Genomic DNA, 14,412 nt, shown 5'->3' with positions numbered 1-14,412 from the left:
CATTGTCCAAATGGCAACTCGCCTAATCCCTTTTCACCCCCTATTCTGCATGCCTGCATCTATGGGGGGTTTATGGCGCGTTTTCTGTTTTGTAGTTTCGCATTAGTTCTGCTTTATCCGTCCGGCATTGATATGTATCTGGTGGGATTACCGCACATCGCCCGCGATCTGGATGCCAGCGAAGCGCAGCTGCACATCGCGTTTTCGGCCTACCTCGCAGGAATGGCGTCGTCGATGGTCTTTGCCGGGAAGATCGCGGATAAGGCTGGCCGTCAGCCCGTCGCCATTACCGGTGCAATTGTCTTCGCGCTGGCATCAATACTGTGTTCGGTCGCGCAGGAAAGCACATTGTTCCTGTCAGGACGCTTCGTCCAGGGAATTGGTGCAGGCGGCTGCTACGTGGTGGCGTTTGCCATTTTGCGCGACACCTTAAGCGCCCAGCGCCGTGCCAAAGTGCTCTCCATGCTGAACGGGATAACCTGCATCATTCCGGTGCTGGCACCGGTTGTGGGGTATCTGATCATGCTGAAATTCCCGTGGCAGAGCCTGTTCTGGACCATGTCTGCCATGGGTGCGCTGGTGTTTATCCTGTCAATCGCCGTGCTGAAAGAGACCCACCCGGGCTCGCAGCACCCCAACCATACCGCGACCATTCATCCGGCAGAGAAGCTGCTTAACCGCTTTTTCCTAAGCCGTCTGGCCGTGACCACGCTAAGCGTGGCGGTGATCCTGACGTATGTAAACGTTTCCCCGGTTTTATTGATGGAGACCATGGGCTTCGATCGCGGTGAGTATTCTACCGTGATGGCCTTAACCGCCATGGTTAGCATGGCGGTCTCGTTCTCGACCCCCTTTGCGCTGAATCTCTTCCGCCAGCGCACGCTGATGTTGACGTCCCAGGTGCAGTTCCTCGCCGCAGGCGTAATCCTGGCAGCCACCAGTTCACACGCAATAATGTTGGTGGGCATTACTCTTATCTGCGCCGGGTTCTCGGTTGGCTTTGGCGTGGCGATGAGTCAGGCACTCGGTCCCTTCTCGCTGCGGGCAGGCGTGGCAAGCTCGGTGCTGGGTATTGCTCAGGTCTGCGGCTCGTCTCTGTGGATATGGCTGGCGGCGGTCATCGGACTTAACGCTCTCAATATGCTGATCGGGATTCTGATTGGCTGTAGCATAGTCTGCATCACCTTACTTATGGTCATCCAGCCCGCGGCACAGTATGAAGAAGCCCATCAGCAGTCTCGATCTTAACCTGTTGCTTTGCCTGCAGCTTTTGCTGCAGGAGCGCAGCGTCACCAAAGCCGCGAAGCGTATGAACGTGACGCCGTCGGCGGTGAGTAAATCGCTGGCCAAGCTGCGCGACTGGTTTGACGACCCGCTGTTTGTCAAAACGCCGTTAGGGCTGCTGCCCACGCCGCTGACGGTCAGCCTGGAGCAGGATCTGGCCGACTGGATGCAGATTGGCAACCAGATCCTCGACAAATTCCACCATGATTCGCCCGGCGGTCTGAACTTCGAACTCGCGGCAGAAACGCCGCTGATGCTGATCCGGTTTAATACCCTGCTGGAGCAGGTGAATCAGCGCTATCCGCAGGCGACGGTGAAGATGCGTCACTGGGATTACGACTCGCTGGACGCCATTACCCGCGGAGAGGTCGATCTCGGTTTTACCGGACGCGAAACGCATCCGCGTTCCCGCGAGCTGCTGAAGCTGATGCCGTGGTTTATCGACTACGAAATCCTGTTTAGCGACCGCCCCTGCGTCTATCTGCGCGAAGACCATCCCGCTTTGCAGGAGGAGTGGAACCTGGAGACATTCCTGCGCTATCCCCATATCAGTATCTTCTGGGAACGCAGCGACACCTGGGCACTTGATGAAGTCCTCAAGGAGATGGGACGTGAGCGCACTGTCGCCATGAGCCTGCCGGGCTTCGAACAGGCGATGTTTATGGCGGCGCAACCCGGTCATCACTATATCGCCACCGCACCGCACTACTGCCATCACTATAATCAACTCCACCAGCGGAAGCTGATTGCGCTTCCTATTCCCATTGACGAAGCCCAGTCTGAAAAGCTGACCGTTCCCTTCACGCTGATCTGGCATAAACGGAACAGCCATAACCCGAAAATCCTCTGGCTGCGGGAGACCATCAAGGCGTTGTACGGTGGCAGCGATCCAATTTTTGCCTAAGAAAATGTAAAGTTCGGTCCTCAGGCTTCTCTTACTCCCATTTACTGATTAAAACAGGAGGCAAGTTAAGCGATAATCATGTAACCGTTTAACCGATTACGACCATTATCAAGGAGCGAAAAATGGCAACGCACTTTGCAAGAGGGATACTTACAGACGGACGTCTCGTATCGGCCAGACTCTCTTCAGCCTGTCACAGTGAGGCACTCAAACTTCCCGAACACCGCAGGACGCGGTTTTTAGCGTCCAGAGCACTTCTCGCAGAACTGCTGTTTATGCTGTACGGCACCAGCGAACTGCCGGAGATTATCACTCAGCCCGAGGGCCGCCCGGTCTTTGCCGACCCGGATCTCCCGCGATTTTCCATTGCCTATACGGGCAATATCATTGGCGTGGCGCTGACCACCGAAGGGGATTGCGGGCTGGATATGGAGCTTCAGCGTGCGACGCGAGGGTTCCATGGCGCAAGCCCGCACGATGACTACCCGCTCTCCAGCAATGAAAAGCTGTGGGTACGCAACCAGAACGATCCCGTCGAGGCCAGAGCGCAGCTCATCACCCTGCGTCAGAGCATCCGCAAGCTCTGCGGGTGCGCCTCAGACGACGCCAGTCTGTTGCAATTGCTGCCAGGCTCCGGACGCCTGCGTGCCGCTCAAGCCACGCTTGTAGAGGCGCTCAGCGATGCAGAAGACGTGTTGATATGGTCTGTTGCGGTGAGCCCCGCCATCGAACGGTTGAAGATCTGGGAATTTGACAGTAAAGATGGATGGAGTAGCCTTCCGGATGTGCCCGAGCGCGCCAACGCGCCCGCCGCGCGTCTGATGCGGTTAACCAGTTTACCGGCAGAAAAAGCATACATCCTTAGCTGATCCATTCAGGGTCATCATGATGAAACAGGAGTAATCATGTCTGATACGTTGAAAGTTGTTACGTTACTGGGAAGCCTGCGCAAAGGTTCATTTAACGGGATGGTGGCCCGCACGTTGCCACAGCTGGCACCGGCAGGTATGGAGATTAGCGCCCTGCCGTCGATTGGCGATATCCCGCTGTATGATGCGGATGTCCAGCAGGACGAAGGGTTCCCGCAGAGCGTGGAGGCGATAGCCGAGCAGATCCGCCAGGCTGACGGTGTAGTCATTGTCACGCCGGAGTATAACTACTCGGTTCCGGGCGGCCTGAAGAACGCCATCGACTGGTTATCCCGTTTACCGGAGCAGCCGCTGTCCGGCAAACCGGTGCTGATCCAGACCAGCTCAATGGGCGCGATTGGTGGTGCGCGCTGCCAGTATCACCTGCGTCAGATCCTGGTGTTCCTGGATGCGATGGTGATGAACAAGCCGGAATTTATGGGTGGCGTGATTCAGAACAAGGTCGACCCGCAGACGGGTGAAGTGGTGGATCAGAGCACGCGTGACCATCTGTCTGGCCAGCTGACGGCGTTTGGGGATTATATTAAGCGGGTTAAAGCCTGATAAAAAAGCCCGGTGGCGCTAGCGCTTACCGGGCCTACACTCGTCAGTAGGTCAGGTAAGCGAAGCGCCACCTGACACCACAAACCGCACCTTAGTGCGCGTCAATAAACACAATCTTCAGCACAAACAGCAGCGCCACGATAATCACACACGGGCTGAGTTCGCGGAAGCGGCCGGTACCGATCTTCATAATGCAGTAAGAGATAAAGCCCAGCGCGATACCTTCGGTGATCGAGAAGCTGAACGGCATCATCACCGCGGTAATAAACGCCGGTACCGCTTCTGTTAAATCTTCCCACTTCACGCGCGCCAGGCTCGACGTCATCAGCACGCCGACGTAGATCAGCGCGCCGGCTGCCGCGTAGGGTGGCACCATACCCGCCAGCGGAGAGAGGAAGATCACCAGCAGGAACAGGATACCAACAACCACTGCCGTCAGGCCGGTGCGGCCACCCACGGAGACGCCGGAAGAGGATTCAATGTAAGCGGTAACAGACGAGGTACCAATGAAAGAACCCGCCACGGAAGAGATACTATCCACATACAGCGCCTGCTTCATGCGCGGGAATTTTCCCTTCTCGTCCGCCAGGCCTGCTTTGTCGGTTACGCCAATCAGCGTACCGGAGGAGTCAAACAGGTTCACCAGCATGAAGGAGAAAATCACGCCCGCCAGCCCCAGGTTCAGGGAGCCCGCGAGGTCAACGTGACCAATCACGGTAGAGACGCTCGGTGGCGCAGAGACGATACCGTTGTAATGTACGTCACCCAGCATCCAGCCCAGCAGAGTGGTCACCACGATGGACACCAGCACTGCCGCGTGAATATTGCGGGAGGCGAGGATCGCGATGATAAAGAAGCCCAGCACGCCCAGCAGCACGCTGTGGGAAGTCAGGTGACCAATGCTCACCAGGGTTTCCGGGTTCGCCACGATCACACCGGCGTTTTTCAGCCCCATCATACCGATGAACAGACCGATACCGCTGGTGATGCCCACGCGCAGGCTCACAGGAATGTTTGCAATCATCCAGTAACGTACGCGGAAAATGGTCAGCAGCAGCAGGCCAATGGCGCCCCAGAAGATCGCCCCCATGCCAACCTGCCACGGCAGCCCCATCGCCTGAACGACCACGAACGCGAAGAATGCGTTCAGACCCATCGCCGGAGCCAGCGCGACCGGCAGGTTAGCGAACACGCCCATCAGAATGCTGCCAAGGGCGGCGATCAGACAGGTGGTCACGAAGACGGCGCTGGTATCCATGCCAGCAACGCCCAGAATTTGCGGGTTAACAAAAACGATATAGACCATCGTCAGGAAGGTGGTGAAACCGGCGATCACTTCGGTGCGTGCCGTTGTGCCGTGCTCGCGCAGTTTAAACACGCGCTCAAGCAGACCCTGACCAGATGTCTGGGTAGTGTGTTGTTGACTCATCATCAATTTCCGAACAAGGAGGGAAAATTCGTCGCTATCCTATACCAAAATGCGACAATAGTGGCGGTTACGGGATACTTTTTACATTGAATTTGCTTATACGGCAACGATTGCGTCCCGGTGAACTGCCGTACGAAAACGTTAAACTTATTAAAAAGGGAAAGGCATGTCCGGAATTGAAGCGGTATTTTTCGACTGCGACGGTACGCTGGTCGACAGTGAGGTCATTTGTTCCCGCGCGTATGTGGCCATGTTCCAGGAATTTGGCATTACGCTGGAACTCGAAGAGGTGTTTAAACGCTTTAAGGGCGTGAAGCTCTACGAGATCATCGACATCATTAACGAAGAACACGGAGTGGACCTGGCGAAAGCGGAGCTGGAACCGGTGTACCGCGCCGAGGTCGCACGCCTCTTCGACTCAGAACTGGAGGTTATTGCCGGGGCTAACGCGCTGCTGGATGCGATGACGGTGCCAATCTGCGTAGTTTCCAACGGTCCGGTCAGCAAAATGCAGCATTCGCTCGGCAAGCTGGAGATGTTGCATCACTTCCCGGAAAAACTGTTCAGCGGCTACGATATCCAGCGCTGGAAGCCAGACCCGGCGCTGATGTTCCATGCGGCAAAAGCGATGAACGTCAACGTGGAGAACTGTATTCTGGTGGATGACTCGTCTGCGGGCGCGCAGTCAGGGATTGATGCGGGGATGGAGGTGTTTTATTTCTGCGCCGATCCGCACAACAAGCCGATCGATCATCCAAAAGTGACGACCTTTACCGATCTGGCGCAGCTGCCAGCGTTGTGGAAAGCGCGCGGGTGGGATATTACGCGTTGAATTAACGTAGGGCGGGTAAGCGCTAGCGCCACCCGCCACAAACATCACTCTTTCGGATCTTTACCCGCCAGCAGCTTGTCCAGCTCGTCGCCGCCCACGTGACGGAAGTCCTGCCCCTTCACAAAGTAGAAAATGTATTCGCAAATGTTCTGGCAGCGGTCACCGATACGCTCGATAGAGCGCGCGCAGAACAGGGCCGTCAGTACGCTTGGGATCGTACGGGAATCTTCCATCATGTAGGTCATCAGCTGACGCACGATGCCTTCATACTCCTGGTCGACTTTCTTGTCTTCACGGTAGATACGGACCGCTTCGTCCAGATCCATGCGCGCAAAGGCATCCAGCACGTCGTGCAGCATCTGCACGGTGTGGCGGCCCAGCGATTCCAGGCTCACCAGCAGCGGCTGGTGCTGCTGAGAGAATTTCTCCAGCGCAGTGCGGCAGATTTTATCGGCCACGTCACCGATACGTTCCAGCTCAGCGATGGTTTTGATGATCGCCATCACCAGACGCAGGTCGCTCGCCGTCGGCTGACGCTTGGCGATAATACGCACACAGGCCTCGTCAATGGCGACTTCCATCATGTTGACGTTTTTGTCGCCTTCAATGACGCGCTTCGCCAGCTCGCTGTCCTGGTTGTGCATCGCCGTAATCGCATCAGAAAGCTGCTGCTCAACCATGCCACCCATGGTCATTACCTGCGTGCGAATACTTTCCAGCTCTGCGTTGAACTGGCCTGAAATGTGTTTATTAAGATTGAGGTTGTCCATGGTTTCTCCACATGCACTAAGGCAAATCAACCGTAGCGGCCAGTAATATAATCTTCGGTTTGCTTCTTCGCGGGCCGGGTGAACAGCGCATCCGTATCGCTGAACTCAATCAACTCGCCCAGGTACATAAACGCCGTATGATCGGAACAACGCGCAGCCTGCTGCATGTTGTGGGTCACGATAACCACGGTGTAATCCTGCTTCAGCTCAGTGATCAGCTCTTCAATACGACCGGTGGAGATCGGATCCAGGGCCGAACACGGCTCATCCAGCAGCAACACTTCCGGGCGAATGGCGATACCGCGCGCAATGCACAGACGCTGCTGCTGACCACCGGAGAGAGAGTACCCGCTCTGATGAAGTTTATCTTTGGTTTCGTTCCATAATGCGGCCTTGGTCAATGCCCACTGCACGCGCTCGTCCATATCGGCACGGGAGAGCTTCTCAAACAGGCGAACGCCAAACGCGATGTTGTCATAGATGGACATCGGGAACGGCGTCGGTTTCTGGAACACCATCCCCACTTTGGCGCGCAGCAGGGCGATATCCTGAGCCTGTGTCAGAATGTTTTCGCCATCCAGGATAATTTCACCTTCAGCGCGCTGCTCCGGATAGAGCGAATACATTTTGTTAAAGGTACGCAGCAGCGTGGACTTGCCACAGCCAGACGGACCGATGAATGCCGTGACCTGGTTCTTCGCGATATCCAGGTTGATGTTCTTCAGGGCATGGAATTTGCCGTAGTAGAAGTTCAAATCACGAACCTGAATCTTACCCGGGGCAGTATCAACCATACTCATTGACTCATTTCCTCATTCGGCGCCGCGAGCTGCCGCGCCGTAAAAAATTAACCGTGTTTCTTCTTCGCGAAAATGACGCGCGCCAGAATGTTCAGCAACAGTACGCAAAGGGTGATGATCAGCACCCCGGCCCAGGCCAGCTGCTGCCATTCCGCGAATGGGCTCATCGCAAATTTAAAGATCGTCACCGGCAGGTTGGCGATCGGCTGCATCATGTCCGTGCTCCAGAACTGGTTGGAGAGGGCAGTAAACAGCAGCGGTGCCGTTTCACCGGCGATACGGGCGATAGCCAGCAGGATACCGGTCATGATCCCCGAGACCGACGCTTTCAGGGTGATCGCAGAAATCATTTTCCATTTCGGCGTACCCAGCGCGTAAGCCGCTTCACGCAGGCTGTCCGGCACCAGTTTCAGCATGTTTTCGGTGGTACGAATGACGATAGGCACCTGCAGCAGCGCCAGCGCAATCACCCCAGCCCAGCCGGAGAAGTGTTCCATTTGCGCGACCACGATGGTGTAAACAAACAGGCCCACGACAATCGACGGAGCGGAAAGCAGGATGTCGTTAATGAAACGAATCACCTCTGCCAGCCAGGATTTACGCCCGTACTCCGCGAGATAGATACCGGCCATGATGCCCAGCGGCGTACCGAAAACGGTCGCCCACAGGATCAGCAGGCCGCTGCCCGCCAGGGCGTTCGCCAGGCCACCACCCGCCGTATTTGGCGGCGGCGTCATCTCAGTGAACAGCGCCAGCGACATTCCATCAATACCACGGGTGATGGTGGACATCAGGATCCAGATCAGCCAGAACAGGCCGAATGCCATCGTTGCCATGGAAAGCGTCAGCGCAATACGGTTTTTGAAACGACGCTTCGCCTGCATTTTGCGGCGGGATTCCGCAAGCGCAGTGGTATTTTGCATTTCGAGCGTTGCCATCAGCGAGCCCCCTCATTTTTCGCGAGACGCAGGATCATCAGCTTGGAAATCGCCAGAACAATGAAGGTGATAACGAACAGAATCAGACCCAGTTCCATCAGCGCTGCGACGTGAAGCCCGGATTCCGCTTCGGCAAACTCATTCGCCAGCGCGGAGGTAATACTGTTACCCGGCATATAGAGTGAGGCGCTGTCGAGCTGGTAGGTGTTACCGATGATAAAGGTCACCGCCATGGTTTCACCCAGCGCGCGACCTAAGCCCAGCATCACGCCGCCGATCACCCCATTTTTGGTGAACGGAAGGACAATGCGCCAGATAACTTCCCAGGTGGTGCAGCCGATGCCGTAGGCCGACTCTTTCATCATCACCGGAGTTTGTTCGAAGACATCGCGCATTACCGCCGCAATGTACGGAATAATCATGATGGCGAGGATCACACCTGCTGCCAGAATGCCGATGCCGAATGCCGGACCAGAGAACAGGGCCCCCACAAACGGAATGGCAGAGAGAACGTTACCGACCGGCTCCTGGAAGTACGTTGCAAACAGCGGCGCAAAGATAAACAGGCCCCACATGCCGTAAACGATACTTGGAATGGCCGCCAGCAGTTCGATGGCAATACCCAGCGGGCGACGCAGCCAGCCCGGCGCCAGTTCAGTCAGGAACAGCGCAATACCGAAGCTTACCGGAACGGCAATAAGCAGAGCGATAAACGAGGTCACCAGCGTGCCGTAAATCGGCACCAGCGCACCGTAGATGTCATTCGGCGCGTCCCACTCTTTGGTCCACAGGAAGGAGAAACCGAATTTCTGAATGCTCGGCCAGGAGGAGAAAATCAGAGACACGATAATGCCGCCCAGCAGCAATAGCACAATCAGCGCAGCCAGTTTGACCAGCGCGCCGAAAATCATGTCACCTTTTTTACCCGGAGGGTTAAATGCAGGCTTGGTTGCAGCCATAAATTACTCTTCTTTATGAGACGTCTTACGAATATGCCCGGTGGCGCTGACGCTTACCGGGCCTACAGGATGAACCGTAGGGCGGGTAAGCGCAGCGCCACCCGCCATCTTCGTTAAATATATCCTGTTAGTACAGCGCTTTACCGCTGCTGTCTTTCACGTTGGTTTTCCATGCAGCACGGATCTGCTCAACCACGCTGTCTGGCAGGCTGGCGTAATCCAGGTCGTTAGCCTGTTTGCCGCCGTTTTTGTATGCCCAGTCGAAGAACTTCAGCACTTCAGCGCCCTGCTCAGGTTTCTTCTGCTCTTTGTGAACCAGGATGAAGGTGGTGGAAGTGATTGGCCACGCGCCTTCGCCTTTCTGGTTAGTCAGATCCTGTGCGAAGGATTTGCTCCAGTCAGCGCCTTTCGCGGCGTTAGCGAAGTTCTCTTCGGTTGGGCTAACCGGTTTGCCGTCAGCAGAAACCAGTTTGGTGTAAGCCAGGTTGTTCTGCTTAGCGTACGCATATTCTACGTAGCCGATAGAGCCAGGCAGACGCTGTACGAACGCGGCGATACCGTCGTTACCTTTACCGCCCAGACCGGTTGGCCAGTTAACGGTAGAGCCAGAACCGACTTTAGATTTCCACTCTTCGTTCACTTTCGCCAGGTAGCTGGTGAAGACGAAAGAGGTACCGGAGCCGTCCGCACGGCGAACCACAGCGATGTTCTGCGAAGGCAGCTTAACGCCCGGGTTCAGCTTAGTGATGGCTTCGTCATCCCATTTTTTGATTTTGCCCAGGTAGATGTCGCCCAGGGTTTTGCCGTCCAGCACCAGCTCGCCTGATTTCAGGCCAGGGATGTTAACAGCCAGCACAACACCGCCGATCACGGTCGGGAACTGGAACAGGCCTTCCTGATTCAGTTTCTCGTCAGACAGCGGAGCGTCTGATGCACCGAAATCAACGGTATTCGCGGTAATTTGTTTTACGCCACCGGAGGAGCCGATACCCTGATAGTTAACCTTGTTACCGGTTTCTTTCTGGTAGGTATCTGCCCATTTGGCATACACCGGCGCAGGGAAGGTTGCACCAGCGCCAGTCAGGCTTGCTGCTGCGAAAGCAGAGAAAGCGCTCAGAGATAAGGTCGCGGCGACAACAGTTGCGACAGTGGTACGCATAACTTTCATAATGTCTCCTGCAAGGATTTCGTAAATCATTGTTTAAGTGGCTACGATGAGCAAAATAGGACAAACAGGTGACAGATAAATGTACGAATTATGACAGTTTTATGACAATCAACGTATTTGATTTAAGGTAATGATTTTAATATAAATAAAATCATATCCCTGTCATGATAATGTCACACTGAGATGCGTTAAGCCTGGTTCAAAGACGTGAATATGACAACGGCTGTCATAAACAGCCGTTGTCATTAATTTTGAATTTCGAGGGTCAGTGTTGCCCAGGCTTCAAAGGTGCCGGGCTTCGGAATACTCCCCGTCGCGCTGGCCGGGGCGGCAGAGAAGGTGAGCGAGTTTACTTCGGCGCCCCCCTGGTTGGCTCCCATATCCATCTCCATGCTTCCCCCATTGACGCTGACGACGCGGTCCCATTTATCATAAATAACGATCCCTACGTCATCATTGCCGTTCACTTTCATCATCGTGGCGTCAGCGTCAACGGGATCGGCATGGAAAGCGGATCGGACGATGTTCTCATCCAGCATGCCGGTACATTTCACCTGTATCATCTTGCGGATTTTATGGCTACCGACCGCCTCGCCTTTGGTGGCAGAAAACGCGCTGGCGGGAATTTTTCCAAAATCGATTTCCAGCGACTGACCCGGCGCGATCTCGCAGTTTTGCGGTACCACGATGTCCCCGGCAATTTTTATTTCAGCGAGCTTCTCGGTACTTGCCAAAGAGGACGCTTCATCGATACCGCCGTAGAGCGTGGCAATCGTCGTCCCCGGAACGGTAACTTTTCCAATAAAGGGCTTGTCGATCAAAAACGATAATTTTACCTGAGAGCCGGTATCAAGCGTTGCCTCTGAGCCTTCTTCACCGGAGGCATAGCAGTAAATACCGGACGTCACCCGGTTGGGCTCCGCCTCAAAGGGAACGGGGAGATAGTCGCGTCCCAACACGTGAATGGAGGACGCAATGCTGAGCTGGTCGTTCAACTTGTAGTAGGTATATCCGTTTTTAACGGTATCAACGCTTAAGGGCGAACGCGCGGTGAAGTAGACGCTACGATATGTAGTGGTGAAATGGGTCAGGCAGTTACATCCCAGCTTATACTGGGAAGGCGACTGCAGGGTCGCCAGATCGCGCACCTCGGTTCCCGCCTGGTTTTTATCTGCCGGTATTTCTGCCCCGTTAAGATTCAGGTTGAAAATATAGGTGCCGCCGATGGCGAAACACACCCCGCCTTCTGTCGTCGCAGCGTGGGAAAAAGGGGTAAAAAGCAGCATGGCGACTGCTATAAAAGTGATACGTCGTTTCATCTCATTTCCCTATTGGCACATTACCGCTGTTTGAACCAGTTCAACACCCGTTGGTTTGGGGAACTGATAATGGACCTCGCAAGGTTTCGTATTTTCTCTCCCCCATTTCAGCGTGAACGTTCCCTCTTCCGGCATGCCCGAAAGATACAGTTCGCCATTCTCGCCGGTAATGCCCGTCACGCTGCCCGTCGCCAGTTCGGCAGACGCCACTGCGCCAAAGGGGACCGGTTTGCCGTTAGCCTGTGTGACCTCAAAGAGCACGCGATAGCCAACGTGGGTGATAAATTCGGCCCGCACCACCGCACCTCGCGTGGGGATCACGTTAAGCACGCTGTTCTCCAGTTCGACGTTCGCTTTTTCAAAGTAATCGCTCTCAATTTCCACACGGTTTTCATCGTAAGCATTAAGCTGCGTTTGAACGGTATAACCTCGCCAGTCGGTAGCCGTACCGGTGCCGTTTTCCATTGCCAGACCGGCTGCGCCGGGTGCTTTAATCAGCGCCACGGTTTCGCCCATCTCCTGCGAGAACGTCACTCCATCGCCATGCAGCAGGATCCCGCCGCGCGCGCCGTAGTTGAGCCGCTGGCTCTCCTGGTTGTAGTCATAGCTGCCGTTAACCGAACCATAGGTTCCGTCATATCCCACCCCCGCGTTGCTGCTGTACACACTGTCATCCGCATCCCAGGACTGCTGGAGGTTCCAGGAGAGATTACGGTTATCAAGCGCCGTACCGTTCAGGCCAAGCTGGTGCATTCCTTTTCCGCTGTTGTTCTGCGTGAGGCCGTAGCTCACATAGCTGTCCGGCAGCAATGCTGACAGCGGCACGGAGAACGACAGCATAAAAACCTGTTCGCTTTCTCGGTCGTCGCTATCTGAATACTCCGCGCTCTGCGCCGTGGTGATGGAATCACTGTAGTTCCAGGAGAGGTTCCAGGAAAGAGACCGCCAGACATTGCTGTAGCCAAGCTGAACCAGCCGTTCAACTTCGTCGGTTTTCCAGTACTGCTGGCGGCTCAGCGTGAGATAAATGTTCCCCATCCCATCGCCGAAATTCTGCGTCCAGGTCCCTTCAAGCCGGCTGCGTCGGTTGCCCGTTACCCAGAAATCGCGCTGACTGTTCTGGCGTGACGCCCATTCATTGAGGGTGTAGTAGCCCTGTGTTGAGTAGCGATACCCCACCAGCCTCAGCGTGGTATCCGTCTCATCAAACCGTTTCGAATAGAGAAAACGCCAGGACTGGCCGGACGCCTCTGAGTCCTCGTCCGTAAACTGCGCGCGTGCCTGGGTGATATCGACGGAAAACGCGCCAACTGCACCCATATCTTTACCGATCCCCACCGCTGCCGAGCGATACGCTTCCGCGGCCTGCACGCCACCGTATACCGTTATCCCGGCAGGAAAGCCGTGCAGAAGCTGCGCCTGAAAAACGTTGGGCTGAAATTCGCTCTTATCGCGCAGTTCACCCGCGCTGATATCAACGTCGGTCTGATCTTCACGCTTGAGGATGGCCAGCGAGGCGTAGGGCTGCGTGAAGTGTTGCTCACTGCCGTCTTCTTCTTTGATGGTCACGTCGAGGTCGCCGCCGGAGCTGGTGGTGTTTAAATCTTTAAGCGCAAACGGTCCCTGCGGCACGGCAGATTGATAAATGATGTAGCCGTTCTGCCGAATAATCACCGTCGCATTGCTTTTCGCGACCGGCGCAAAGCCCGTCAGGCTGGAAGGAAGCATTTCATCATCGGTATACAGTCGCACGCCGCGCACCTGGGTACTGTCGAAGACATCGCTCGCGGTCCAGGTATCACCCAGCATGATCTGGCTGCGTAACGCCGCGAGGTTTTGCTGCACATAGGTGCTGATGGAATGGTAATCCGAATGACCGTCAATGATGTTTAGCGTGCTGTAATTGCGTAAACGCCACGCGCCAATGTTCGCCCCGTTTCGCAGGTTCAGATAGTAGAAATCGCTATTGTCGTCGTCATCAGACTGCAACGTGCTGGAGCCGGAAAAGTCATAGTTCATCATCAACGCATTAATACCTTCATCCCAGCGGGCAGGATTGATGGTGCCGCGGGCGGTGGTATCAATGTAAATCTGCGGCAGCGTGACGTTGAGCAGCAGCTTATCGGTATCGAACGTCCATGTGGCGCCAGGGATCAGCGGGGTAGGGTCCACACAGGCGTTTTCGTCCAGGCGATCCAGCGAACCGATCGCCGCCACCTTAGCCCCGATCTCCGCAAGCACCGTCCTGACGTGCTTAAAACAGGGATGCAGCCTATCGCCAGCCTTATCTTCAATAAAAGTGACCTCCCGGCTATCGATAAACTCATCGTTAACATGAATATCAACCTTATAAGAGCCCGCAGGTAACGTATTGGCGCGGTTAAACTGGTGGATATCAACATCCACCGGATGGTCAATTTCGAGAAGCGCAGGGTTAAAGATATCTTTTGCCAGCGTCACTCCTGAAAAGCCGAGAGATACCCCCGAGGCCAGCGCTATGAAAAAACGGAAACATCCCATATCAAACATCCCTATGT

The 14,412-nt window shown here is 55.3% G+C and carries 13 protein-coding genes; 5 read left to right on the top strand and 8 right to left on the bottom strand.

The window, feature by feature from the left end; translation table 11 throughout:
- Positions 1-72 precede the first annotated feature (72 nt).
- The 4 genes from D5066_RS17785 to D5066_RS17770 all read left to right on the top strand — a co-directional run bounded on the left by D5066_RS17785 (position 73) and on the right by D5066_RS17770 (position 3,660).
- The gene (locus tag D5066_RS17785; RefSeq protein ID WP_119916707.1) at positions 73-1,248 is read left to right on the top strand and encodes an MFS transporter; all 1,176 of its coding nucleotides are present in this window, start codon (positions 73-75) and stop codon (positions 1,246-1,248) included.
- Entirely contained in the window at positions 1,217-2,188 is a 972-nt protein-coding gene (gene yidZ / locus D5066_RS17780) for an HTH-type transcriptional regulator YidZ (protein ID WP_080329749.1), read from the top strand. The genes D5066_RS17785 and yidZ overlap by 32 nt, the downstream gene beginning before the upstream one ends.
- Before the next feature lie 122 nt (positions 2,189-2,310).
- Positions 2,311-3,057, top strand: coding sequence for a 4'-phosphopantetheinyl transferase family protein (locus D5066_RS17775; protein WP_119916706.1), 747 nt, complete (start codon positions 2,311-2,313; stop codon positions 3,055-3,057).
- A gap of 36 nt (positions 3,058-3,093) precedes the next feature.
- A complete protein-coding gene (locus D5066_RS17770) occupies positions 3,094-3,660 on the top strand; it encodes an NADPH-dependent FMN reductase (RefSeq protein ID WP_080329747.1) in 567 nt (188 codons plus the stop codon).
- A gap of 91 nt (positions 3,661-3,751) precedes the next feature.
- On the opposite strand, the gene adeP is transcribed toward D5066_RS17770, so the two are convergent.
- Positions 3,752-5,089 carry an adenine permease AdeP gene (adeP, locus tag D5066_RS17765; protein ID WP_139784207.1) on the bottom strand — a complete coding sequence of 446 codons (1,338 nt, stop codon included), beginning with the start codon at positions 5,087-5,089 and terminating at the stop codon, positions 3,752-3,754.
- 166 nt (positions 5,090-5,255) lie between these two features.
- Here adeP and yieH point away from each other — a divergent pair, with 166 nt between their 5' ends.
- Complete coding sequence (gene yieH / locus D5066_RS17755) at positions 5,256-5,921, top strand: 6-phosphogluconate phosphatase (RefSeq protein WP_119916705.1); 666 nt, start codon at positions 5,256-5,258, stop codon at positions 5,919-5,921.
- Between the two features lie 44 nt (positions 5,922-5,965).
- Here yieH and phoU read toward each other — a convergent pair whose 3' ends face one another.
- From phoU to D5066_RS17720, 7 genes are all read right to left on the bottom strand, one after another.
- Complete coding sequence (gene phoU, locus D5066_RS17750; RefSeq protein WP_008500182.1) at positions 5,966-6,691, bottom strand: phosphate signaling complex protein PhoU; 726 nt, start codon at positions 6,689-6,691, stop codon at positions 5,966-5,968.
- Positions 6,692-6,717: 26 nt separating this feature from the next.
- Positions 6,718-7,491 carry a phosphate ABC transporter ATP-binding protein PstB gene (gene pstB / locus D5066_RS17745; protein ID WP_010426574.1) on the bottom strand — a complete coding sequence of 258 codons (774 nt, stop codon included), beginning with the start codon at positions 7,489-7,491 and terminating at the stop codon, positions 6,718-6,720.
- A 47-nt stretch (positions 7,492-7,538) separates the two neighbouring features.
- Positions 7,539-8,429, bottom strand: coding sequence for a phosphate ABC transporter permease PstA (gene pstA, locus D5066_RS17740; RefSeq protein ID WP_119916703.1), 891 nt, complete (start codon positions 8,427-8,429; stop codon positions 7,539-7,541).
- Complete coding sequence (gene pstC / locus D5066_RS17735; RefSeq protein WP_080329743.1) at positions 8,429-9,388, bottom strand: phosphate ABC transporter permease PstC; 960 nt, start codon at positions 9,386-9,388, stop codon at positions 8,429-8,431. The genes pstA and pstC overlap by 1 nt, the downstream gene beginning before the upstream one ends.
- Positions 9,389-9,515: 127 nt before the next feature.
- Positions 9,516-10,556, bottom strand: a complete 1,041-nt coding sequence (gene pstS / locus D5066_RS17730; protein ID WP_080329742.1) for a phosphate ABC transporter substrate-binding protein PstS — start codon at positions 10,554-10,556, stop codon at positions 9,516-9,518.
- Between the two features lie 245 nt (positions 10,557-10,801).
- Positions 10,802-11,875, bottom strand: a complete 1,074-nt coding sequence (stgD, locus tag D5066_RS17725) for a fimbrial protein StgD (RefSeq protein ID WP_119916701.1) — start codon at positions 11,873-11,875, stop codon at positions 10,802-10,804.
- Between the two features lie 9 nt (positions 11,876-11,884).
- Positions 11,885-14,395: a fimbria/pilus outer membrane usher protein gene (locus tag D5066_RS17720; protein WP_119916793.1), complete on the bottom strand. Its 2,511-nt coding sequence runs from the start codon at positions 14,393-14,395 to the stop codon at positions 11,885-11,887.
- Positions 14,396-14,412: the final 17 nt, after the last annotated feature.

Source organism: Enterobacter chuandaensis, from assembly GCF_003594915.1.
GTDB classification, from domain to species: Bacteria; Pseudomonadota; Gammaproteobacteria; order Enterobacterales; family Enterobacteriaceae; genus Enterobacter; species Enterobacter chuandaensis.
Note: the sequence above shows the minus strand (reverse complement) of the source record. Positions and strands in the feature narration are given on the sequence as shown.

Bases quoted from the DNA above. Each gene is read 5' to 3' on its own strand.
- yidZ (WP_080329749.1), top strand. From the start codon at position 1,217: ATGAAGAAGCCCATCAGCAGTCTCGATCTTAACCTGTTGCTTTGCCTG.
- pstB (WP_010426574.1), bottom strand. From the start codon at position 7,491: ATGAGTATGGTTGATACTGCCCCGGGTAAGATTCAGGTTCGTGATTTG.
- pstS (WP_080329742.1), bottom strand. From the start codon at position 10,556: ATGAAAGTTATGCGTACCACTGTCGCAACTGTTGTCGCCGCGACCTTA.
- pstA (WP_119916703.1), bottom strand. From the start codon at position 8,429: ATGGCAACGCTCGAAATGCAAAATACCACTGCGCTTGCGGAATCCCGC.
- phoU (WP_008500182.1), bottom strand. From the start codon at position 6,691: ATGGACAACCTCAATCTTAATAAACACATTTCAGGCCAGTTCAACGCA.
- stgD (WP_119916701.1), bottom strand. From the start codon at position 11,875: ATGAAACGACGTATCACTTTTATAGCAGTCGCCATGCTGCTTTTTACC.
- D5066_RS17720 (WP_119916793.1), bottom strand. From the start codon at position 14,395: ATGGGATGTTTCCGTTTTTTCATAGCGCTGGCCTCGGGGGTATCTCTC.
- D5066_RS17785 (WP_119916707.1), top strand. From the start codon at position 73: ATGGCGCGTTTTCTGTTTTGTAGTTTCGCATTAGTTCTGCTTTATCCG.
- adeP (WP_139784207.1), bottom strand. From the start codon at position 5,089: ATGAGTCAACAACACACTACCCAGACATCTGGTCAGGGTCTGCTTGAG.
- D5066_RS17775 (WP_119916706.1), top strand. From the start codon at position 2,311: ATGGCAACGCACTTTGCAAGAGGGATACTTACAGACGGACGTCTCGTA.
- pstC (WP_080329743.1), bottom strand. From the start codon at position 9,388: ATGGCTGCAACCAAGCCTGCATTTAACCCTCCGGGTAAAAAAGGTGAC.
- D5066_RS17770 (WP_080329747.1), top strand. From the start codon at position 3,094: ATGTCTGATACGTTGAAAGTTGTTACGTTACTGGGAAGCCTGCGCAAA.
- yieH (WP_119916705.1), top strand. From the start codon at position 5,256: ATGTCCGGAATTGAAGCGGTATTTTTCGACTGCGACGGTACGCTGGTC.